Below are 25103 nucleotides of genomic sequence, written 5' to 3' on the forward strand. Positions count from 1 at the left end.
CTGATTATTTTCAAGATGGCAGAATCAAGAAAGGTACAGAGTATATCCAGATAGATATGGAGGTTTTAATGAACTCTCTTCAACCAGGACAAACATGTGAAATATCCAACGCTTATGTAGGAATGACTGATAAAGTCCCAACTCGTGTGATTGTTCATCGACTAACAAAAGAACAACAACAAAAACGATTACAAGATCAAACTGTAAGAGAAAAAAAGAAAGGAATGAAGTATTCTGCTCGTAGTAAACGACTTAGCGGTATCAATGTATATATGACAAATACCTCTACAGATATTGTCCCGATGGGACAAGTACATGATTGGTATTCTTTACGTTGGCAAATCGGCGTGTCCAGATAAGGACACATTATCTAGTTGGTGAAAGTCCAATCGGGAGAATAGACTCCACTCCCGTAGCCTGAGAGGCGCCATGAAGTGAAAGCGACATGGCGAAGCCTTCTGACATCACATGCAAAAGGCATGTGGGCAAATCTCCAGGTTGTAACGTACAGTGAACGTAGACGTAGCCTCGTTACACGCAATTCCGGTGGCTGAGACGGTCGATAACGTGCGAAAGCAGCAAGAACTGACCGAAACGAGTCTGGAACGGCAGTTCTCACCGGCGGGGTATCAGCGGCGACATGGAGAGAAAGATAATGTAGAAACTGGAGAAGCCCTGGACACCCGATGAAGAAACCTCATCGAGGAGACCGTCTCTATAACCGCGATCGGGAAGTGAGAACGGTAGGTGTCAGGGTGGCGGAACGGATCGTAGTACCAGAGATCTGCGTGCAGCAAAACGCGCGGGGAGGAAAGGGTCCGAACCTGTAAACATTTCGTACGACCAAAGGAGGCAAGGGTGCCATGACAAAAACACCTATTACTTTGCAGGAACTAAGGCGACGAATCTATCAAAAGGCGAAGTCTGAACCTACGCATCGGTTTTGGGGACTATTTTCCCACATTACCAAACTAACAACCCTCCACGAAGCATATCAGCATGCGAGGAAAAACGGCGGTGCCCCAGGTATCGACGGTCAAAGTTTCGCTGATATAGAGCTAGAGGGAGTTATGCCGTTTTTAAAGAACATCCAAGCAGAACTACAGGCTGGAACATATCAACCACAAGCTAATCGTAAAGTAGAAATCCCAAAAGCAAACGGAAAAATGCGGACACTGCAAATCCCTTGTATACGGGACCGTGTGGTCCAAGGAGCACTAAAACTCATATTGGAAGCCATCTTTGAGGCTGATTTCTGCCCAAATCCCTACGGATTCCGACCAAAACGCTCCCCACATCAAGCGCTGGCAGAAGTGCGACGCAGTGTGCTGCGTCGTATGACCACAGTCATCGATGTTGATTTGTCACGTTACTTTGATACAATCCGACATAACATCTTACTGAGGAAAATCTCAAAGCGTGTCCAAGACCATCAAGTTATGCGCCTAGTAAAACAGGTGGTGAAGGCCGCGGGAAAGATTGGAGTCCCGCAAGGGGGACCGTTCTCTCCACTAGCGGCAAACATCTACTTGAATGAGGTAGATTGGACATTTGATGCCATTCGGCGTAAAACGACGGAAGGCAACTATGAGGCGGTGAACTATCACCGATTTGCCGATGACATGGTTATCACCGTAAGTGGGCACTCCAGTAAACGGGGGTGGGCTGAACTGGCACTGCGACGACTGCAGGAACAACTGGAGCCTTTGGGAGTTGAACTGAATCTTGAGAAAACTCGGATGGTCGATGTCTTACAGGGAGAGTCTTTTGCCTTTCTGGGATTTGATTTCAGGCGAATACTGAACCGAAATAAGACCCGACACTTCATATGCATGACCCCAAGGAAGAAAGCCCGTACGGCAGTGAAAGCAAGAATTCGCGAACTCATTCAAAACGCAGGAGCCAAACCAGCACAAGACTTAGTAAAACAAATCAATGCCGTACTAACAGGATGGGTGAACTACTTTCGGGTTGGAAACTCCAGCGGAGCATTTAGTGAAGTGCGTGACTATACGGAGATGAAAATCCGCACATTGCTGACGAGAAGGAAACGGCGACGAAAGCGTAGCATCGGATGGCAGAGATGGAGTAATGAATATCTCTATGGTGTACTGAGGCTCTACTGGGACTGGAAAGTCCATTCCCTCAAAAGTGCAGAGGGATACCGATGAAAGTGTCTGCCATTTGATAGGTCTCATAACCCTTTTGATGAAGTTTATGGGGTGAGCTGCTTGAGGGAAAACCTCACGAGCAGTTCTTATGGGGAGGAGCTGGAAACGGGTCATAACCGATACTGCGCCAGTTCTTTACCCGACAAATTTTATTTAAAACGTGGAAGTCATTCTTTCAAATTCATCAGTGTAAAAAGATAAAACCAGAAAGATGGGAGTGCCATTTGTATGGACAATTGATTGCCATTCTACTCTGTTCTTCTATCATGTTTCAAATGCGGCAATTACTTCTTATGAAAAAGAAACGAGAACTGAGTGAGTATAAGGCCATATATATGATTAAAGATTATTTTCTTCTTCTTTTCCAAGCTATACAGAAAGACACCCAAGAGCTATCAAAGGTTCTACTTCGCCTGTTCAACCTCCTACAGCAAAATGGGCGAAAATCTCATCGATATGAGAAGAAAACAGTCTTTGATATATTAGGTGTCGTATACAATTGTACCATGTCTGATAATCAAGCGGCTTAATTTAAAAAAGGAAACCCGTTAGGGTTTATTTCGTATGCAAATCTTTAAAGCATCTACATATAGACTTTCGAAAAAAGAAACAATCTTGCTTATCATTGACGTTACATGAGCTTAGCTTGATAGCGATGGGGCGGGACCCCTAATAAGAAGAAAACATCTTTTTTGTCATCATACTTTACTGATTTTATTTTTAAATACTTTGACTTACTGTTAAATAACTTTTTTATTTTTTGGTAGTATCATCAAGGATTGTTTGTCATTTCACTATCCGCGATTTTTAATTAATTTCGCTCTAAATAATTTTTCGCTTTCTAGAAGAATTAAGATAACCATTGATAGAATTATTAATTCTAATTTAACTCAAAAAAGGACATCAATATAAAATCTGGTTGCTGTAGAAATCCCTAATTTTTTCAGTTCAGGAGTGGCAGCCAACACAATAGATCCATTTCGATTTACGTCTCCAACAACAGCTAATTTCACTTTTAATGGATCTAATCCTCGCATCACACATGCACAACTGGCAAAAAATGAACAAAGGTCGATACAGAATATCATTCGATTCATACATTTTGAGTAATCGAACATCATTTTACCCTCCAAAAACAGAACGTTTGTTCTTATTATAAACCCATTGTTTTGTATTATACAATCCTTTTGTAAATAATTTTTAATACTAATTTGGTACGTGAAATTATATATAGTTCTTCAAAATTCGACTACGGAACAATTTAGTATCTCTTAACTTATTAAACTCGTTTTCATTTCTCTATAAATTAAGAAAGGCTCAAACCCTTATGTACCAACAGATTTGAGCTTTTCATTTTATAGGAATATCTGTTGCAACAAGTTGCCATTAGGCTAGTGTATAAGCAACTTGTAGCTATTACTATGAATGCTAGATTCCTCAAAATTATTACATATTTTTTTATCTTATTCTCTCTTAAACTATATGCTGTATCCAACAAAATTATTCACTTATCTAAAGTTTAGAAAACTAAAGAATTGGACATGCTCTTAATAAAATCTAACAATCGAGGTGAAACACATGTCTTGGTTTAAGAAACCTAGATCTAACTTAGGTAAGTTTTTAGACAATCATAATATCAAACAAGTAGATTTAGCCCAAAAATCCGGTGTAAGTGAAGGAACAATTAGTAAATTGTGTCGAGCAAATACTTTTTATCCCTCTTTTAAAAATGGACAAAAGATTATTAAAGCATTGAAAAGAATGACTCATAAAGAAATCCACCATGATGATTTTTGGATGTGACTAAAATAAATCATGCATTATAAAAGTTCTTAAAAACACATTTTGTTTTACAGCATATTGCTCTAATTTAGATTGCCGATAGTCTGATAGTGTGAAAAAGATAATTACTGGAACAATAGCATTCTGTCTTTTATAGATATCTGTTATATGGCCATATAACTGTATTTTATGTTCATTTGCTTTCATGTGTTGCATCCGATCTATTTCAACGAAATGAGGGACTTTATCATCAAAATAAGTTGCATCGGGAATAATTTGATATCGCTGACCACCAGTTGAAAATTCTATCGTTTGTTCTGTTTTCCACTCCGGAAATCCTAGCCACATCCAGGCTTCATTTCTCATTAATATGTGCTGTAATTGGATACTTTTTTTCACTTCTCTTGTAACACCCAATAAACTACGCCCTTTTTTATTGAGGTAATAAACATGCTCACGAGCTATTTTTGTAATGTGACAATACGGGTGCATATCCTTTAATACACGATTTGCATTTCGAATACTTCCTAAACAATGAATCGCTTGTAATTGTCTTCTTGTTGCAAAATCTAACTTACTCAAAGTGGATAAAATCTCGATTTGTCTCGCTTTCTGTTTGAGTGATTGATGCCTCATTTTGTTTCACCACCCTATATTGCTTTAGTAAATTCCACATATCTTTATCCTCCAAATAGGGTACTTGGATTTCTTCTGTACGATCAGTTTTAAATAATGCTCTTCCTGGAAGGGAAGGTAAATCCTCAAGCCCTGGTTCATCCAAAGCAACCTGTGAAGCAATCGCTGTTGGTAATCGAAAGCCTAATTTCGCATCAGCATTTTGTTTAATTTGCCTTGGTAATGTATCCGAAGTGGGATATTGAGTGCAAAATATGAGTCGGAATCCTAAGCCTCCTCCAACTCGTGCAATTTCGGATAACATCTCCTGACACATATATAATAAATCCCGTTGTTTTTTCGGAAGCCCTTGTGTCGGACAAAGATTTGCTCCTTCATCTACTATGATGAAACAGCGTTCTCTAATTGATGTGTCTATGATATTGGTAAAATAAGAATTCTTCATTATCTCAATTTGTCTTAGCATTTTTTCACGTACTTTAGCCAACATTTCTAACGCCTGTTGTGGGTTTTCAGCTACTTCTAATACTTGAGATAGATCCTTATAAGGACTAAATTCTAAGCCTTCCTTCAAATCGATAATAAAAAAACTCACATGTTGAGGTTGTTGTAAAATTAAACTCGTCATCACATTTTTTAGAAACACTGTTTTTCCAAAACGAGTCATACCCGACACGCACATATGAGGGGTTTTCTCGAAATCATGATATACATGTTTATCTAACGATTTCCCTATCATAACGCTCCATGTTTGCTCTTTTAACAGATCCTTAGACCAATTCCACTTCTTAGGTATTTTTTGCTTAAATACTCGAATATGAAGCTCTCTTTGCTGAAACGATATTTTAACAGGCTTATATAGTCCTTCTTCTAATACTTCAGCTAACTTTTTAATAAGTTGACTAGGTACACCTAAAGGTAACTTGTAAACATAATTCATACTTATGTTATCTTCTATTTCTTTTATAAAAATGGGGTATTGTAATTCCCCTTTATGCTGAACACAGATCTTTGCAATTTCAAAAAACGCAGTAATTTTTTTCTTATCACTCATCTCTTTACCCCTATAAAGATAAGCAACAGTTAAAAAGGTTGCTGGAATTAATAAAAGTGATAACATTTCCTCCATACCTCCTTAAGGTAGTTGAGCTTGTATGGAAGGGAAGAAATACATCTTATAGGTGCACTGTTATCCTATTTTTCAACTACCATATGTGATACTAACGTAGAAATACATCTAGCATATCCATTAGCAGGTACCAAACACTCCCAATAACCAAACATTTCAGACCAGCACGTAGCACCCAATCTGGCAGATGAAATCCTTTCTTTTTCAAAAATTTAATCCCTAAAACTGAGACACCTGTAACACCATAAACAACCCCTAATTCTCCGATGATTGTCATGTTAATCCCACCCTTTCGGTTTAATGGACAAATTCCCTTTACAATCCTTGTAGAGTTGGTAGTCATCTAATAATTCATTCCAGGACAAAGCATGTTCATCTCCGTACAGATCCTCTTCAATGTGTTGACTTAGATAATAGTACGCCCGATATTGTCGATCCAGATACACTTCATGCCTTAACATGTGGTCACGTATGGCACAAAGATTTTCCTCTTTATTAGTATCTTTGTACATTTTCCTTAGCGTTTTTGATGAATAAAGATAAGGTGTACTATACAACATCTGATATTGACTCATATGTCTCACCATCCATATAAAATTCTAGATGCATTTAATACATATGATGGCGATTCACTTTTTCGAATTTGTACAAAAATAAATTAGTGAATAATAACATAACTAATTTATGAGGCATTTAAACAAAAAATGTAGAATTTAGTCGAAAGAAATACATTTACAAAAATTTACCATATATGTATATTTTAGCTGTTAGGGATATTCAATTTTTAACTTTATATATAACAATTAAAGGAGTGTTTTGTATGAAGAACACAGGAGAAAATTGTGAAAAGGTTGATGAAATTGATTTGACTGTAGGTCAAGGTTCATTATGGTTAGCGAATCAAATGAAATTAACGGAAGGTGCTTATAATGAGCCTATTATGATTCACTTAAAAGGTAATATTAATATAGACTTTTTAAAACAATCATTCATAAAGGTTATACAATCCCATTCAGCTTTACGGACAGTATTTATAAAAAAAGATTCAAAGCCAAAACAATTTATTCAACAAAATATAGAATTCGACATTCCAGTGTATGATTTAACAGAATTCCAAGATGAAGAAAAAAAATTAGTTTTAAAAAAACATCTAGAAGAACCTTTATATAAAAATTTCAATTTAGAAAATGCCCCATTATTTAGAGTACAGTTAGTTAAATTGAATTCGAATGAATATATTTTTCATATGATTTTCCACCATATAATATTTGATGGCTGGAGTCTGGGTATATTGATTCGACAACTATCTGATAATTATTCAAAATTAATTTCTAACCAAAAAATTATTAATCAAGAGGCATCTTATAAAGAACTTGTCCAATATGAAATCAACCAGATTTATGGTGCTTCTTATAATGAGGCATGTTCTTATTGGAAAAAAGCTCTTGATCGTGAATTACCTTACACAGAATTCCCCTCTGATTTTAATAGAAATGGACACGATGAAAGGAAACATTCTGGAGATTGTATCAGTAAAATTATAGATACAAATGTATTTATTAAAATAAAGGATTTCGCTAAAAAAAATAAAGTAAGTATGTATCGAGTAATGCTAAGTGCTTATTTTAGTTTACTCCACCAAATGACAAATTCACAAGATATGGTTGTTGGTATGCCAATTAACACGAGACCACGATCACAAGAAGCGGATACTTTTGGATACTTTATTAATACTTTACCGATAATAGTATCAATTTCAAAAGAAGACACCTTTCAAAAATTACTTAACAAGATTAACAATCTTGTTAATGAAGCTATAAAACACCAAAATTATCCATTTGAGCATTTAGCCCAAAACTTAAAATTAATTGGAAATTCAAATTTCACATATTCAACTRCATTTAATATGGTAAAGCTGCCAGAAATACATTTACCAGGTATTGATGCAAAGGTGCTGACAGACAATAAAAGAGTGAGTATCTTTGATATGGTATGGAGGATTATTAGGGATACAACAAATGACGAATATAAAATTGAAATAGACTATAATTCGAGTTTATATAGACCTGAAACTATTAGTGATTTAATTGAAAGATTTGAAAATTTACTTCAAAAATTAATTCTACATGCGGATGAACCTATTTATTCATTAGATTTACTTTTAGATAAGGATCATAGTTTGTATAAGAATATAAATTCAAAAATTCAAAAATATCCTGAATATAAAACATTAGACCAACTCATTGACATTCAAGCAATTGAGTCACCTGATAAAGTTGCCATATCAATGGGGGATAAACAAATTACTTATAATGAATTACAACAACGTTCCAATCAGATTGCAAGCTATCTATGCCAAAATAAGTTAAAAAAAGGACAACGTGTAGGCATTATGATGGAAAGAGACATTAATACAATTGTTTCAATTATAGGTGTATTAAAATCAGGTGGAGTTTATGTTCCGATCGATCCGAATTTTCCTGAATCTAGAATACATTACATACTAAAAGATAGTAATAGTCGCATTGTCATTACAAGAAAAAAATATAAAGAACTTATTGAAGATAATAATATCCATACAATTAATATAGATGAATTTACCTATTGTAATTTTAAGGGATATATTGAGCAACAGCATACTAGCGAAGATATCGCTTATATTATTTATACTTCTGGTTCAACAGGCTTACCAAAGGGGGTAGCAGTACCACACAAAAATGTAATTAATTTATCCTACTCATTAAAAAGTAGTTTTTCATTAACAAAAAATGACGTATTCTTACAATTTGCATCTATGATTTTCGATGCATCAATAATAGAAATCTTTCCAGTTCTTTTATTTGGCGGGAAAATACATATAATTTCTGAAATTGAAAAACGTTCTGCTGAAGATTTTATAAATGTAATTAAAACAATTCATATAAATTATTGCGTATTACCAACTGTATTCTTCAAGTTGTTAGTAAGTATGCCACAGAGACTGTTAGATAAACTGAGTTCTTTAAAATGTATTTTTGTAGGTGGAGAAACTTTACCTACTGAAGCAGTGCGTAAATGGCAAAAAAAAATGGGATTAGACATTCCGATTATCAATGCATATGGACCTACAGAAGCAACTGTATGTACAACCATTTATGAAATTAAACAAGAAATATTAGATGAACTGTCTAGTATCCCTATTGGTAAGCCAATTCATAACAGTGAGGTATTTGTAGTAAGCCCCTTTGGCACGTTATGTCCTCAAAATGTGATTGGAGAACTATACATCGGGGGAGAGGGGGTTGCAAAAGGATATATAAATCAAGAAGAAAAAACGAGAACGGCTTTTCTTTCTGGATCAACATTAAATAATCCTAATAAGAGACTTTATCGTTCGGGTGATTTGGTACGTCTTTTACCAAATGGAAATCTAGAATTTTGGGGAAGAAAAGATAATCAGGTAAAATTGCGCGGATATAGAATTGAGCTTGATGAAATTGAGGAAGTACTATTAAAGCATCCAAAAATAAAAGATACAGTAGCAAGTGTATATGAAAATGATAAAATTGTTTGTTTTTATTTGTCACAGGGGAATGTAGCTATCAAAGAGGATGAGCTAAAAGAATTTTTAAATACAAAATTACCCGATTTCATGGTACCTAGTTATCTGTTTCACCTTGAACTATTTCCATTATCACCAAGCGGAAAAATTGATAAGAAGAAATTAGAAGCAGAAATACCATCTTTACTAGAAAAAACAGTTCATCAATACATGCCTCCTACAAGTCATACTGAAAAAGTTTTAGTTGGCATTTGGTCAAATATTTTAAATATAGAAAAAGAAATAATTAGTAAAGAGGATGACTTTTTTAGACTTGGTGGACACTCGTTAATTGCTGTGCAAGTATTAAATCAAATTCAAAAAAACTTTTATTTAAAATTAGAAGTTAAAGATATTTTTAAGTATCGAACGGTTTCTAGTTTGTCGGCTTATATTGATAAACTAAGTAGTACCCAAAACAATACTACTTATCATGAAAAAATTGCAAAGATAAAAGAGCAACAGCATTATAATCTTTCTAATGCACAGAAACGATTGTGGTTTTTAAACAAATTAAACCCTATAGGCAGAGTGTATGATGTACCAGTACAAATATATATAAAGCCAAGTTTACAAAAGGATTTGTTACAAACTAGTTTTGAGTTTCTTGTTAAACGCCATGAAATGTTACGGACAACTTTTGTTGAAAAAGCCGGGGAACCACAACAAACAATTTTAAAGTCAATGCCTATTGATTTTTACTATGAGGATATCACTCATATTGCTAAAGAAGAACAACAAGTATATGTAAATAGAAAAATACAGTCAAATGACCATACACCATTTGATTTGGAACAAGGACCTCTATTTCGTGTTCAATTGTTTAATACCAATAGGGAAAGTTCATATTTATATATAAATTTCCATCATATTATTACAGATGAATGGAGCTTAAAGTACTTATTAGATGAATTAATGAGGGTTTATCATGCTTTAGATAAAGGAAATACTCCAGAGTTATCTATTATGTCTAATCGCTATATTGACTACGTTAATTGGCAACAAAATCAGTTAGATACAGGGAAATGGAACAAAGAGAAGGAGTATTGGATTTCTGAATTAAAGACCCCTTTGCCGATATTAAGTCTTCCTATTGATTTTAATCATACTAATCAACAGGGCAATAGCGGGGATGTATTTCGAATAAAATTAGACAATGAGATTCACAAATCTTTAAGAGTAGTATGTGAACAAGAGAGTGTTTCCATGTACATGTTATTTTTTGCAGCCTACATCCAATTATTACACTACTTAACTGATCAAAAAGATATCATTGTTGGTACGCCGATTGCGGGGAGAAATCACGAGGCATTTGAACATATACAAGGATTTTTTGTAAATACTTTAGCAATAAGAACACAATTACATGATGCAAAAAATTTACAACAGTTATTACAAGTGGTTAAAGAGAACTGTTTAAATGCTTTTCAGAATCAATCTTATCCATTTGATAAAGTAATTGAGGCAATAAACCCAGATAGAGGCATTAGCAATAATCCGATTTTCTCTACAATGTTTAGTTACCAACAAGACATGTTACAGAGTGATGGCGAATATAGTCTTCAATTATTACCCTTTAATCAAACTATTAGTAAATTTGATCTTTCTGTGTCGGTTGAAGAAGGTATAGATTATATTGAAGTAGCGTTTGAATATAAGATTGATTTATTCAAAAAAGAATCTATTGTAAGGTTTACACAAAACTTTTCAAATATACTTCAAGGATTTATCAACCAACGAACAGCACCATATGAAAAACTCGTGTTTTTATCAGAGAAGGAAGAAGCATTATTTTCAAAAGTAAACAATACAGAGAAACCATATCCATATTTTAAAAGCATCCAGGAACAATTTTATAAGCAGGTAAGCCTATATCCAAATCAAATCGCTTTATCAACTAATGTTTATTCTCTGACTTATGAGCAATTAAATAACCGTTCGAATCAAGTAGCTCAACATCTCTTAGAAAACGGTATAAAGAAAGGAGATAAAGTAGCATTATTTTTAGATAGAAGTATAGATAGGATTATTACAATGATCGGAGTATTAAAAGCTGGTGGAGCTTACATTCCAATTGATGTGAAATACCCTAAAGAACGAATTGAATATATAGTACAAGATAGTGAGGCTTGTAGAGTTATCACAAAGCATGAATATAAAAAACATCTAAATTTAGATGCTGACAAAATTTCTACAGTTGAAGATATCCAGCAAACTAATGTAAATCACGATATTAAAGTTTTGACTGAACCAGATGATTTAGCCTATGTTATCTATACTTCCGGATCAACAGGGAAACCGAAAGGTACATTATTAACTCATAAAGGCGTTCTAAACTTAGCTCAATGGAGAAAAGAGGTATTTCATGTATCACACCTAGATAAAGTGACTCAATTCTATTCACATAGTTTTGATTCGTCAGTATCAGAAATTTTCTCCACTTTATTAAATGGTGCACAATTACACCTGTTAAATGACGAACAACGGTATTCAACCGCTGCATATACTAAGGCTATTCAAGAGATTCAAGCAACTATATCAGATGTACCAACAGTGTTTTTTAACGAGTTATCTATATCACTGAATCAAACAGAGAGTGAAAAGATAAAATCATTAAAATTTATTATAATGGGAGGGGAAGCCGCATCAGCAAGTGCTATTAGAAGCTGGCAGGAGACTTTACAAGATCAAGTACAAGTTGTAAATGAATATGGTCCTACAGAATCTACTGTTACAGCAATGTATTATCCAATACAAACAGGTATGCGTGACAGTTCTAAGACTGTTCCAATTGGAATGCCTATTTCTAATACAAAGGTTCATATATTAAATTCTCACATGCAGCCTTGTCCAATCGGTGTTGTAGGAGAGTTGTATATTGATAGTATTGGTCTAGCAAAAGGATATTGGAATCACGAGAGTAAAACAAAACATGCATTCATATCAAACCCATTTTCATTCGATAGAAATAAGAGATTGTATCGAACAGGCGATTTAGCAAAATGGTTAAAAGATGGTAATATAGAATTTATGGGCAGACGAGATAAACAGGTTAAAATAAGAGGCCATCGAATTGAATTAGGAGAAATAGAAGATTCACTTTTACAATTTCCAGAAATAACACAAGCTGTTGTCATTCCAACAAAAGATGGGATGTTATTACGAGCTTATTACAAAACATTAGACAATGAACAAATAAAAAATCAGCATTTAACTTCATATTTATCCGGTGTATTACCTGAGTATATGTTGCCTAAAGATTATATTCATTTATTAGAGATACCAGTAACTCCGAATGGAAAGGTTGACTCTAGTAAATTGTTAGAAATAGAAGTTGATAATAACAATGCAAATGAACCTATAATTCTGCCTGAAACCACAGTACAAAAAAACATTGCAAAAGTTTGGTCTGAGGTTTTAAGCATTGAAGAAATCAGCATTAAGGATGATTTTTTCAATTTAGGTGGGCATTCTTTAAAAATCATGCCGGTCTTAGTAAAATTAAAACCGTTATACCCGAATCTTAAGATTCAAGATTTTTTCAAGTATAGAACCATAAAGAAACTAGCTCATCATATTGAAGATATGAATAACTTACAAATAAAAGAAGATACAACGTCTAATGATTTAAGGATGAAAAACGATATAGCTGACATCCAGACCTATAATAAAACTGAACCACACGAATCTTTTAAAGACGTAGTAGAATATCCCAAAACAGTACTTCTTACAGGAGCAACTGGATACTTAGGTGCTCATATTCTAGAACGGTTATTAAAACTGCCTTCAACTCTCATATATTGTTTAGTACGTAAAAGTGAAAATCAAGAAATTCATAAAAAATTAGAAGAAAGAATGGAATTTTACTTTGGAACCGAAATCCTTTCAAAAATGAAGGGAAGAATTAAGTTTTTAGAAGGAGATCTATCTTTGATAAACCTCGGTCTCACTTCACAAATTATTAATCAGTTAAAAGGGGACCTAGACTCTATAATTCATTGTGGTGGAGATGTAAGACATTATGGAGAACGTGAACATTTTCAAAAAGTAAATGTTCAATCTACAAAATATTTATTACATTTAGCCAAGAAAGCAGATGCACGTTTTCATTATGTATCTACTTTAAGTGTGGTAGGCCATGCTGAAAATGATCCAAATAACTTCATATTTTTTGAATCAGATTTCGATAGAGGACAGATCCTAGATAATGTATATCTCGAAAGTAAGTTTCAAGCTGAAAAAATGGTTAGGGAAGCAATTAAAGAGGGAATAGACGGCACCATTTATCGTGTTGGAAATTTAGTAGGGCATTCTATTACAGGAAAATTTCAATATAATATAAATGAAAATGCTTTTTATCGATTACTAAAAGGTATATTTTTATCAAGAATGGCTCCAAAAGTTCATACTTATATTGACCTAACTCCTATAGACTATTGCAGCATGGCTATTACAGAATTATCTTATAGAACAAACACAATAGGTCGGACTATGCATATTTGTAATCCAGTACAACTTAACTGGGATCAATTCATTACTAATCTAAAGTATTTTGGATACGATATATTGTTGGTGGATGAACAAGAGTATATAGATAAGTTCTTTAATAATAATTTAACTTCTCAAAACCAACAAGCATTAGAATTGATAATGCCTTTATTAGAATCTGTAGAGGAGGGATCCGTGTCTATCCCTTCTTGTGAATATACTCAAAGGTTTCTAAACAGTATAAATATATATTGCTTAAAACCAAATCAAGAATATATAAACTTATTATTGAAATACGCTATAGAAATAGGATTTTTACCGCCAATTAAAGAACCTATAATGCTGTAAATTAGGTTCTGGTTCGAAAATTTCAAAACAGATACAAATAATCTCTAAATCTTGGCCAGGCTGATTCCGTAAATCAATCTGGCCTTTTTTATTGCTTTCCTTTTTTTTCATTTCTATAATCCTCAACATCAATATGAGCACCTTTTTGAGGGGCATAATCTAAGCGCCAATAAGGTATTTTATATATAGAATATGTAAAATTGTATACTAACTAAAATCAGTTTTAATCAATCCTTTTCAAAATAGATTTTTTTGTATGGTAAATATAGACTCAATAGATTTTGTTATAAGTAGGTAATAAAATATGTAGATTTATTTAAAAATCTTATATAAATATATATCTTATATATATTAAAAATATAAAGATAAAACTTATATAGGGCTAGTAAATATGATTTTATTCCTACTGTAACAAGGGATTTGAACATGCTATAGCGTAAAAAATCATAAATGCTAGAATTTAACGACGGAAAAATAGGCATTAGTAAGCTATAAAACCTACAAATAATCATAAACAAGATCACGTATTTCTACATAAAAAATGAAACAAATTGATGCAGTGTTAAATATATTTATTCAAGTGCTAAATTTCGAATTCATCCACTGTATGTCCACAATTTTACAATACTTACTCACAAAACATTCACAATATAGGCTAACTAATCAACACAATTAGAATTTGTCACATGACTCACGTAAATATTGATGATTTTTGATAGGTGAAGTGCCAAAATCCCTTTATTTCAATAATAATTACATAATATTATTCACATTAGGTTCTATTTATCTACTTATCCACGAAATTTATTGTTTTTCTTATGATTTTTTGTAGGTATTTATATGTATTTTAGATAAGAATAATGTGTTTATTTAAATATAGATGTGGAAAATTGGTTAATTGTATTACAGCTTTGTATAGGAATGTATAAAAAAAGACTCTATTATGAATAGAATCTAGTAAAGGTATCTATGTGGAAAAATCAGTAGAGGGCTTTTTTAAAATGGAACCAATACGAATAGCCCTCTATTTATAATTTTTTCAAAATAGAGAGCGAAGTATCATTAATTTATTTCTATTACCTCAAGTACTTGTTCGGCTGTTGTTACATGAATACCAGTGCGTACTAATTGTTCAAATACACGCATAAATGTAATCAAATTGAACTCATCCGGTACTTCAATAACGCGAAGCTTTTCTTTAGGTAGTCGATCTATCTTTTCAATGAACAATTCGCGAACATCACTTGGAATAAAGCGATCTTTATATCCTCTTGTTTTTAGAAGTTCACGTATTTCTATTTCTAAGGCCATATAAGCATTTAGATTTGCACCTTGTTCATAGGCGTACTTTCTAAATAATGTTTCTTCTTGATACTTTAGATAGTTACGGTGATACGATTCCTCTGTAACAGGTACAGCAAATTTGGATTTTAGTAACTCATATGTATTACGGAACAACTTTTTGATGTTTCGAAGAGAATACATAGAGAAATGTAATCCGAAATCAAATACAGCTTGCTCCTTTTGTTCTTTTGGAACATGTTGTGTAATAAGGGGGTAAATACCTTCTTTTGCTGCTGTATCAAGAATTTGATATTGTGATGTTTGATTCAATAGTTTTTTCAGTGTATACACTAACTTATTTGGATATTCTTCATTACGATCTATCATGTCACGTAAGCTGCGAATGACACTTCGAATTTGTCGATGACAAGTATACTTAAGTACATGAATAAATTTATTCATGTCTTGTGCAAACTCACCTATATTCAGTTCTTGTAGCACAGATTCAATAAAACGAGCTTTCCGAGCATACGTAACCTTAGGGGTGAATGGATCGCGATACTGTACTTCTCCAGCTTCTTTTGTACATAAGAAATCTGTATGTAAGGATAGATATAATGTCGTATATCTTTTTGTATTTTTAACCCCTTTTTGTAACTTGCAAATTTTGAATAGGGGAGTCCCTGTACATGGTAATGCAGTTGTTAATTCTGTCATAACCGCACGGATTTGATGTGGGTATTTCTTATGTAAAAAGCGGTACATTCCGCCAAAATGAGTTGTATTTCCTCTTTCATCCTGCTTGTCTAAGGAACGTTTAAGAGTCGTTTCACTGTGTTGTTGCATAGCAATGTCCAAGAATAGTTTCTTAGCCGCAACTGAAAGCGCAAAGAAAGCTTTTGTAAATACGACTGGGCTAATATACACATAGGAATTTACCTTTTCAGTTTCTTCGTTCATAAAATGAGTTAGCTTAATGGTATAGCGGCCATCTAATTCATTTTCTAGTGTAATAATGTTATGTAAACTTAATTTCTTTAATGCAATATAGAATTGAGAATGCTGTATATAAGCAAATTCCTCTTTATACTGCTTGTAATCTTCCCACATCATATGTACTGTTACATTTGGAATAATCCCATTCGTGTAACATTTCTTGTGTAGATATAAGAAGACTTCTAAATCTGCATTTGTAATGCCATATAATTTATGTTTTCGTCCCATTGTTTCTGAAATAGCAGATAGTGTACGACGTGAAAAAGATGGTTTCGCCTGGGCCACAAAGCCGTCTACATCAGCAATGCGTTCTTCATATGTCATATGATCGAGAATATCCTCAAGGTATGTATCTTTATAGCTGTAGTATTTCTCTTCAAAAGCTTCAACAAGTTTCTGCCAAGATTTTAATGTTACTAGAACTGCATTTGTATCTTGTCCATTTAGACTACGTTGATTACGAATAATAAATGATTGTCCCATCTTTTTCACCTCCTACACATAAATCCAGAAATATATGCCAAAACAATATAAAATATACCAATTATGATTATATCAAATTGAAATTTGATGAAATGTGCCCCTTTAAGAGAGAAAATGAAAAGATGAAATGCACGTTAATCCCTTATGTATCAAGGGATTTGAAGATTTATCGATTTTTTTTTATGGACATCATACCGCTACAGATTTTCATCTTTGTAGAAAATCAAAAAATCATTAGAAATAACCTCATAAACATTAATATAAMAACGTTTATGAGGTTTTTTTAAAAAAATGAAAGGGACATCATATAGCTATAAGTTTTCATATTTTTAGATATGAAATTACTCATACGATAGCCTTTAAACATTGATATTAAAGGATTTAAACCCGAAATTTCAATTTTTAAAAGGGACATCATATAGCTAAATCCTTTTCATCTTTTTATAAAAAAAGGGACATCATACCGCTACAGGTTTTCATATTATATAAATAGCCGAAAATACGAACAAAAGGCAGTGAATGTATGATGTCAAAGGGTTTACAGAACATTCACGTCATTCAAAAGGGACATCATATAGCTATGAGTTTTCATGTTTTTAGATATGGAATTATTCATAGAATAGTCTTTAAGCGTTGATATTAAAGGATTCAATCTCGAAATTTTAAATTTTAAAAGGGACATCATATAACTAAGACCTTTTCATCTTTGTATGAAAGAAGGACATCATACCGCTACAGATTTTCATATTATATAAATAGTTAAAAATACGAACAAAAGGTAGTGGGTGTATGATATAAAAGGATTAATAGAACTTTTACATCATTCCAAAGAGACATCATATGGCTATAAATTTTCATGTTCCAAATTGTAATTACAAAAGAAAATCTTTTATATCAAACTTTAGCCCTCTTTTTTAAAATTTTTTTGCAGCTGAATGGGTAATGATATAGCTACAGATTTTCATGTTATGAAAAATAAGACTAATAGAAGAGGGATCAATGAAAAAAGTTAGGATACTATGTAAGCCCTTGAATTAACTCGTATTTGGATTTTACAAATTAATTTGGTCTTGTATAATCATTAAAAGAGATGATTATAGGTATAAATACTAGGATCCCGTAAAGGTGTAATGTAGAAAATTTCAAATAAAATATTCTAATTATCTTTCTTGTTATTTAGAAAGGAACATCATATAGCTAAGTATTTTCACGTTTAAATAACACTTATTAAATTTGTGTAAGGAGAAAAATATATATGGAAGACGTTCTACAATTGTTTAGAGATGCATTATCAATAACAGAACCAATTTATAAACAGAACGAGCCATTGTGGCGTAAATGGAATTCTTACTATGTAGACGTTGAAGCAGATAATAGTAAAATTGTAACTTCAGAATACCTTTCTCCATCATTTTCAATGCTTGTACAGTGGGTGAAGCAGCAACAAGGAAAAGGTATTTCAGCTTTAGATATATTTAAAAATATAGATACTCACAAAGTAACAATTCATGAGACAATTGATGTCTTTATAGCCCAAGAGTTTCGTAATGATGAAACAGTTAATACTAAGACACATACACAAGTGATTGAACCTGATGCGAATATAGCGCATGAAAATTATTTAGAAGTAAATAATTCCGCCGTTTATTATAAGTTAAGAGATGGGATAGCAAAGAATCAATTTGAGGAAGATGAAAATACAAAATTAAAATCATATCCCATTGAAACGAAAGATAGTAATGGAGTAGCACAGCTTTCATCTCATAAAGATGAAGACCTAAGGTTAACGAATATTGAAGAAGCCGCAAGATGGAATACATTAGTAGATGGTGTAATGAGTAATATGGATGATTTAACAGCAGACGTACTAGATACCATCACCATTCAATGGCTAAATGAAGCAAACACACCTGATGAATTTATTGATTTTTCATATGAACAAGTTTTAGAAATGTGCAGTATTTCAAAAGCAAAAGCAAATGGTGTTGAATATTATAGAGTGGAAGATAAGATTAAGGTAGCTAAACGTATAGCGGCCCTAGCAAGTATTTTTATATACTTAAATGATGAGAATGAAGTAGTCGTACTAAATGATCGCGCTGAAACCGGGAAACATTATGAAGTAAAGCGTGAAGTAATTAAAAGGTTATTTGTATTAGATTCTGTAGTGCTTTGGAGAGATAAAAATACCAATGAATACATGGGTATAGAATCGTGCCGAATTAAACCGGGCAGTTTCTTATCCAGTTACCTATATGGATCTAATAGCACTACGGCACTATTATCAAAAAAGGCCCTTGAATATAATAGCTATAGACACAAATATCATAAAAGGTTAATTCGTTATTTGACATGGCAGTGGAGAATTCGTCAAATGTTTTCTAACTTAAAAAGGCCCTATTCTATAGGGGGAGATAAAGGGTTATTAGCAGTAATGGGTATAAACCAAAAGCAAAAGCCTAACCGTATTCGTGAGCAATTAGAAAATGTTTTAAGTGATTTAGAAAAAGAAGGTGTAATTTCTCATTGGGGATATGATAAGGGATTAGATGAGGATCAATTGACGAAGAAGAATTGGTTTAAAAAATATTATTCGCAGTTAGGAATAGTAATATTACCACCTAAAGAATTAATTCATTCAATGGAAAACTTAGCAAAGAAGAAGGCTACTGATGTAATTCATTCAACGGAAAGCTTAGCGAGGCAGACTATTGATGTAATTCATAGGGAGAATCAGTCAGTAAAAACTGAAGAAAAGCCCTTAGATATGAATAGAAATGAACAGTTAATTCGGGATAGAATAGAATTTATGCATCGGAGAAAGAACATAACTATGCGAGAGCTCTCAGCAGAGATAGGCATATCACAACCCACTCTTTCAAGATTCTATAATAAAAAAACAAAGCGTCTCTCTGGAACTGCGAGAGACAAATTAAACCGATGGTATAAAAGACAAATGATCATCGATAAAATGTAAATTAAAGCTAAAAATTAGTATTAAAAAGAGTCCTAGAAATAGGACTCTTTTTAATGTAGTTATTGAATTTGCCGATTTTGAAATATACTACGGAAATATAGAAATATCCCTTTTTGGAAATAGGGATATTTCTATATTATAAAGAAGCTTATATTAGTGAAATGTGGTACATACAATAGAATCAGCAATTTATATTACTCCAGTAATTTTTCAAAGGCTCCCCCTATACCTCCATTTCTGATAGCATAAGAAGGGATATAGGGAAATATCTAATTATAGAAATAGGGATATTTCTATAATCGACAAGGATTAGGCCTTTTTTATTTCTAGAGATAAAACAAAAACTAGGTTACTTAGAAAAATGGACAAGTTAGATGAAATAAAATAATTTTTTGTTATTTTTTAAGGATGGAAGAGGACTAATGGTCTTTAATCAAACCTAATTTCAAAGCTACACATTTTTGGGTGGAGAAATAGGAGTATCTTCGCTATTTTTGGTAACAAAAGAAGGGATATATAGAAATATCTACTTATAGAAAAAGGGATATTTCTATATTGTAGAGAAGAGCACAGCGATGATATGTGGTACATGTAATAGAGTTATAGAATTAACGGATAATGCCTAAACAATTGATGTCAAAAGAGATTATTTACTTTTCATTCTATTCAATAATCGGGCCATTTAATTGAATAAATCTAACCATTTCTAGAAGAAACGGTTAGATTGACGAGAGAAAGTTTATTCACTCGTATTTCTTTAAAATAATAGCTGCATTATGACCTCCGAAGCCAAATGAGTTAGATAGACCCGTATTTATTTTCACTTGGCGAGCAACAGACGGTACATAATCTAGATCACATAATGGATCAGGATCTTCTAAGTTAATTGTTGGAGGAACTATCTCTTCCTTTATGCTCATTGCTAAAGCAATTGCTTCAACTCCACCAGCTGCCCCTAACATATGACCAAGCATAGATTTATTAGCTGTTACTGGAATCTGATAAGCTTGTTTTCCAAACAGCTGCTTAATAGCCATCGTTTCAGATATGTCTCCCACTTTTGTACTTGTTGCATGGGCACTAATAACATCAATTTCTTCAGGCGATATATTGGCATTTTTTAAAGCTGAACTCATTGCAAGATAGGCACCTTTACCTTTCGGATGTGTAGCTACGATATGGTGTGCGTCTGAACTTGCACCATATCCAATGACTTCTGCATAAATCTTTGCCTCTCTACGCAAAGCATGAGATAAAGATTCTAAGATTAGAATTCCAGCTCCTTCTGACATGACAAATCCATCTCGACTTTCATCAAATGGACGACTAGCTTTAGTGGGATCATCGTTTCTTGTTGATAATGCTGTAGCATTACCAAAGCTTGCTATTGATAAGTCTGTTATAGCTGCCTCTGTTCCACCCGCAAACACAACGTCAACTTCTCCAGAGCGAATTAGTCTAAAGGCTTCTCCGATAGCAGTATTTCCAATTGCACAAGCAGAAACAGGCGACATAGAAGGTCCCATCGCGTTCCACTTGATACTAATTTGTGCTGCAGCAGCATTAGAAATCATGGCAGGTACTAGAGTTGGGCTGACTTTTCTTGGCCCCTTCTGCCTAAGCGCATCAATATTTTTAATCAAGGTTTCAATTCCTCCTATACCTGAACCTACGTATACGCCTAACCTTTCTACATCTATACGATCGAGGTCTAACTTAGAATCTGCCCAAGCTTGTTCAGCTGCAGCCAAAGCAAATTGAGAAAAACGATCTAAACGTCTTGCTTCTTTCTTTCCTAAAACTTCATCTGCATCAAAATCTTGGACGATACCTGCAATTTTTGTCTTATGATTAGTAACATCAAATGTATCAATAGTGGATATACCAGATTCCCCGTTAATCAAATTGTTCCAAAATGTTTGGATATTGTTTCCTATAGGGGAAACTACCCCCATACCAGTAATCACAACTCGTTCCACTTTTCATCCCTCCAAATCAATAATTTACTAGTATTTTACATCTTTTTTATCCTATTACAAGGGATAGTTTATCCTGGTATAATTACTACTAGGTTAAATTGATATGATAAGGAGTTTTAAAAGTGAATGATAAAACTAGGATTGAAGCTTTGTCGACATTCTTAAAAGCTAAGCGTGCCCAAATTAAGCCTGAGTCTATTGGTTTACCTGCCGGAACCCGGAGAAGGACACCTGGATTACGAAGAGAAGAGGTTGCACAATTAGCAGGTGTAAGTACCACTTGGTATACATGGCTAGAGCAAGGAAGGGATATAAAAGTTTCTTCGATCGTACTTGATTGTATTTCTACAGCTTTACAATTAAATAATGATGAAAGAGACTACTTATATAACCTGGCATTAGAGGCAAAGCCGGAAATTACAAATCCAAAAAATGATCAATCAGAGCTGAATCCTTCTTTAAAACGAATACTTGCTGAATTAAAATATTGTCCGACTATCATTACGAATCGACATTGCCATATTGTGGGCTGGAATCCTGCAGCTGCTCATGTTTTTTTAGATTTTGAACAAATACCGAATGATCAAAGAAATTTGATTCGTTTAGTGTTCACAAGAAAAGAATTTAAAACATTGGCCGTCAATTGGGAACATTTTGCTAAAGGTTTTCTTGCTATTTTCCGTACCTATTATGGACACTATTTAGGCGATGAATGGTACAACCAATTTATTAAAGAAATGAGTCATTCACATTCAGAATTCCAGGATTTATGGCAAGAAAGTCAAGTAAGTAAGGCTCCAGAAATGATAATTGAATTCAGACATGCTAAAGCAGGCAAAATGTTGTTTAATTTAACTTCTCTTCAGGTTCAAGGTGATATGGATTTACGGTGCAGTATCTATACACCAGTAGAGGAAACAGATACAGAAAATAAATTAAAGCGATTAATGAAGAGGGTTTCCGTTGAAAATTAATAAAGTAATTTCATTACACTAGCGAAATGATACTAATTACTAAACGAAGTCATTATTCCTTATGGGAAAAAGAGTTAACTTTACTGTTGCCCTCTTGTTCCACGGGCGGATGGCGTTAGTTGAAAAAAATAAGCTAATTTGCATTCGTGTTTCTATTTTCGTTATTCCATTATAGGGCGCGATTGTGGAATAATGGAAAATGATTAAACTTTTTTATAAAAAATTATTCACTAGCAACAAACAACCTAAGCATTTTGATCAAACTTTTTTCAAAATGTTTGGGTTTTTTCTGTTGAAAAATCAATTTTTGTAGCATGCTTTTGACCAAACTTTATTACAAACCAACAGTATCTTCGCTATTTTTGATAACAAAAAGTAGGGATATATAGAAATATCGACTTATGGAAATAGGGATATTTCTATATTACAGGAAGAGAGCAAGGCGATGATATGTGGTACATATAATAGAATTAACGAATAATGCCTAAACCATTGATGTCAAAGGCGATTAACTACAATGAAAATAAAGGATATTCCAGATTTTGAAGAGATAAAAAGAATGGCGCTACTGGCTTATAAACAATGGAGGGATCTCTTTTAATAATTTAAATTTACTTTTCTGTTCGGGAGTTAATTGATTTTCTACTGTGAATTTAAAAGAAAGTCGCGAGGTTTATAAAAACATCCCTTTAGATGGTTATCTAAAGGGATGTTTTTATAGTGAAAAGGAAAATAACATCTGAATTGCAAGATAGATTAAGGAACTGTTGAGTGGCAATAAGTTATTCCGTTAAAGGGCCATTTAATTGGATAAGGGCGTATTTTTTTGAATTGGACCATTTTGTTGAAAAAGGATATCTCCAATTTTTAACGAATACAGGGTTATAAATAAGCAAAAGTGGTGAGATAAATAGGAAAAGAATTTAATTTCTTTTTGGACAATAAAACGGAAAAATGTATAATTAACAGGCTTCAGAGCGCGGGTTGTGTTTTCGCAGAAGATGAGACCCGGTTACTTATTTCAGAGGCACGAACTCCAGAGGACCTCAAGAAAATGGTGGAAATGCGAGCCGATGGTTTACCACTTGAATATGTTGTTGGATACGCAGAATTCTGTGGGTTGCGGATAGAAGTGGACCGAGGCGTTTTCGTGCCTCGTCAACGTACTGAGTTTCTTGTTCACCAGGCAAAAGCTCTGTCATGTTTTGGTGATATCGTCGTTGATCTATGTTGCGGGTCAGGTGCTGTGGGTGTAGCACTGGCGGCAGCTTTAGGACGAGTTGAACTGTATTCTGTTGACATTGACCCTGTCGCAGTACGATGTGCAAGCCGCAACGTAACAGATTTCGGTGGCCATGTTTTTGAAGGTGACTTGTATAAAGCTCTGCCTCACTCACTTAAAGGCCATGTGAACACCCTAGTTGCGAACGTACCTTATGTTCCTACCGAGGCAATAAAGCTGCTCCCACAGGAGGCTCGCCTACATGAACCGAAGGTGGCGCTTGACGGAGGAGAGGATGGACTTGACATTCAGCGAAGAGTAGCAAAAGAAGCATTTCTCTGGCTAGCACCGGGAGGACATCTTTTAATAGAGACGAGCGAAATGCAGGCAACTCAGACCTTTGAAATCTTTGCTGGTGCTGGGCTTACCACGAAAGTGGCTAGAGACGAGGAACTAGACGCTACTGTCGTTATAGGATCGAATTCTGGTTTTTAGCATAAATCAGCACATAGTCTTATTCACAAATGAAATGATAATTTCCTAGCAATATACAAATAAACAAAAAATCCTTATTCAATTAAAGGGCGCTATTGTTGAAGAAAACTTAGATTTTTAAACGACTTTATTGTTATATTTTTTAGTGTAGTGAAGTATCTTACATCAAAAATTAAACAACTTTATTTTTAACCCCGTTCTAGATTTAGGATGGGGTTATGCTTATTTGAGCTTTTAAAATTAAATAGCTTTATTGTCATTTTACATATATCACTCTAGTTATTTTCTAAAAAAATCCCTATATCCCTATTTCTATATTATAAAGAAGGATTCTAGTAGTGATAGTTATTACATGCAATAGAATCTGCCATTTATACTACTCCAGTTATTATTCAAAAAATCCCCTATATCCCTATTTTCGCTATCGAAAATAGGGATATAGGGAGATATCTATTTATAGAAATAGGGATATTTTTTATATTGTAAAAAGATTACAGCAGTAAAATGTGGTGCATACAATAGAGTCATAGAATTAACAGATAATGCCTAAATCATTGAT

12 protein-coding genes and 3 pseudogenes are annotated in these 25103 nt (G+C 33.5%); 8 read left to right on the top strand and 7 right to left on the bottom strand.

The window, feature by feature from the left end:
• The 3 genes and pseudogenes from AC1DIT_RS18930 to AC1DIT_RS18940 all read left to right on the top strand — a co-directional run.
• Window positions 1–350: pseudogene (locus tag AC1DIT_RS18930) on the top strand (IS4 family transposase); the annotation flags it as partial.
• A 513-nt stretch (window positions 351–863) separates the two neighbouring features.
• A complete protein-coding gene (gene ltrA / locus AC1DIT_RS18935) occupies window positions 864–2171 on the top strand; it encodes a group II intron reverse transcriptase/maturase (RefSeq protein WP_016133002.1) in 1308 nt (435 codons plus the stop codon).
• Between the two features lie 143 nt (window positions 2172–2314).
• Window positions 2315–2701, top strand: a pseudogene (locus AC1DIT_RS18940) (IS4 family transposase); the annotation flags it as partial.
• Between the two features lie 378 nt (window positions 2702–3079).
• Here the strand turns inward: AC1DIT_RS18940 and AC1DIT_RS18945 are convergent.
• Window positions 3080–3289, bottom strand: a pseudogene (locus tag AC1DIT_RS18945) (Y-family DNA polymerase); the annotation flags it as partial.
• A gap of 460 nt (window positions 3290–3749) precedes the next feature.
• On the opposite strand from AC1DIT_RS18945, the gene AC1DIT_RS18950 reads away from it, so the two are divergent.
• Window positions 3750–3974 carry a helix-turn-helix domain-containing protein gene (locus tag AC1DIT_RS18950; RefSeq protein ID WP_016113529.1) on the top strand — a complete coding sequence of 75 codons (225 nt, stop codon included), beginning with the start codon at window positions 3750–3752 and terminating at the stop codon, window positions 3972–3974.
• Here the strand turns inward: AC1DIT_RS18950 and AC1DIT_RS18955 are convergent, their stop codons facing one another.
• The 4 genes from AC1DIT_RS18955 to AC1DIT_RS18970 form a co-directional block, all read right to left on the bottom strand.
• Window positions 3975–4589 (bottom strand): replication-relaxation family protein, encoded by a 615-nt coding sequence (locus tag AC1DIT_RS18955; protein ID WP_016113530.1) that lies wholly within the window; start codon window positions 4587–4589, stop codon window positions 3975–3977.
• A complete protein-coding gene (locus AC1DIT_RS18960; RefSeq protein WP_016113531.1) occupies window positions 4528–5709 on the bottom strand; it encodes an FtsK/SpoIIIE domain-containing protein in 1182 nt (393 codons plus the stop codon). Before AC1DIT_RS18960 ends, AC1DIT_RS18955 begins: the two co-directional genes overlap by 62 nt.
• Before the next feature lie 100 nt (window positions 5710–5809).
• Window positions 5810–5995 carry a hypothetical protein gene (locus AC1DIT_RS18965; RefSeq protein WP_016113532.1) on the bottom strand — a complete coding sequence of 62 codons (186 nt, stop codon included), beginning with the start codon at window positions 5993–5995 and terminating at the stop codon, window positions 5810–5812.
• 1 nt (window position 5996) lies between these two features.
• Complete coding sequence (locus AC1DIT_RS18970; protein ID WP_033671300.1) at window positions 5997–6293, bottom strand: phage protein; 297 nt, start codon at window positions 6291–6293, stop codon at window positions 5997–5999.
• 245 nt (window positions 6294–6538) lie between these two features.
• Between AC1DIT_RS18970 and AC1DIT_RS18975 the strand changes: the two genes are divergently transcribed.
• Window positions 6539–14134, top strand: coding sequence for a non-ribosomal peptide synthetase (locus AC1DIT_RS18975; RefSeq protein ID WP_476998347.1), 7596 nt, complete (start codon window positions 6539–6541; stop codon window positions 14132–14134).
• A gap of 1062 nt (window positions 14135–15196) precedes the next feature.
• Here the strand turns inward: AC1DIT_RS18975 and AC1DIT_RS18980 are convergent.
• Window positions 15197–16897 carry a hypothetical protein gene (locus AC1DIT_RS18980; RefSeq protein WP_016113535.1) on the bottom strand — a complete coding sequence of 567 codons (1701 nt, stop codon included), beginning with the start codon at window positions 16895–16897 and terminating at the stop codon, window positions 15197–15199.
• A gap of 1255 nt (window positions 16898–18152) precedes the next feature.
• Between AC1DIT_RS18980 and AC1DIT_RS18985 the strand changes: the two genes are divergently transcribed.
• On the top strand, window positions 18153–19874 hold the full coding sequence (locus AC1DIT_RS18985) for a helix-turn-helix domain-containing protein (protein ID WP_016113537.1): 1722 nt from the start codon (window positions 18153–18155) through the stop codon (window positions 19872–19874).
• 743 nt (window positions 19875–20617) lie between these two features.
• Here the strand turns inward: AC1DIT_RS18985 and fabF are convergent.
• A complete protein-coding gene (gene fabF, locus AC1DIT_RS18990) occupies window positions 20618–21853 on the bottom strand; it encodes a beta-ketoacyl-ACP synthase II (protein ID WP_016113538.1) in 1236 nt (411 codons plus the stop codon).
• Window positions 21854–21975: 122 nt separating this feature from the next.
• Between fabF and AC1DIT_RS18995 the strand changes: the two genes are divergently transcribed.
• Complete coding sequence (locus AC1DIT_RS18995) at window positions 21976–22827, top strand: helix-turn-helix transcriptional regulator (protein ID WP_016113539.1); 852 nt, start codon at window positions 21976–21978, stop codon at window positions 22825–22827.
• Between the two features lie 934 nt (window positions 22828–23761).
• On the top strand, window positions 23762–24544 hold the full coding sequence (locus tag AC1DIT_RS19000) for a putative protein N(5)-glutamine methyltransferase (protein WP_033671301.1): 783 nt from the start codon (window positions 23762–23764) through the stop codon (window positions 24542–24544).
• The last annotated feature ends 559 nt before the right edge of the window (window positions 24545–25103 follow it).

The sequence above is a fragment of the Bacillus sp. 05T22 genome (genome assembly GCF_056396765.1).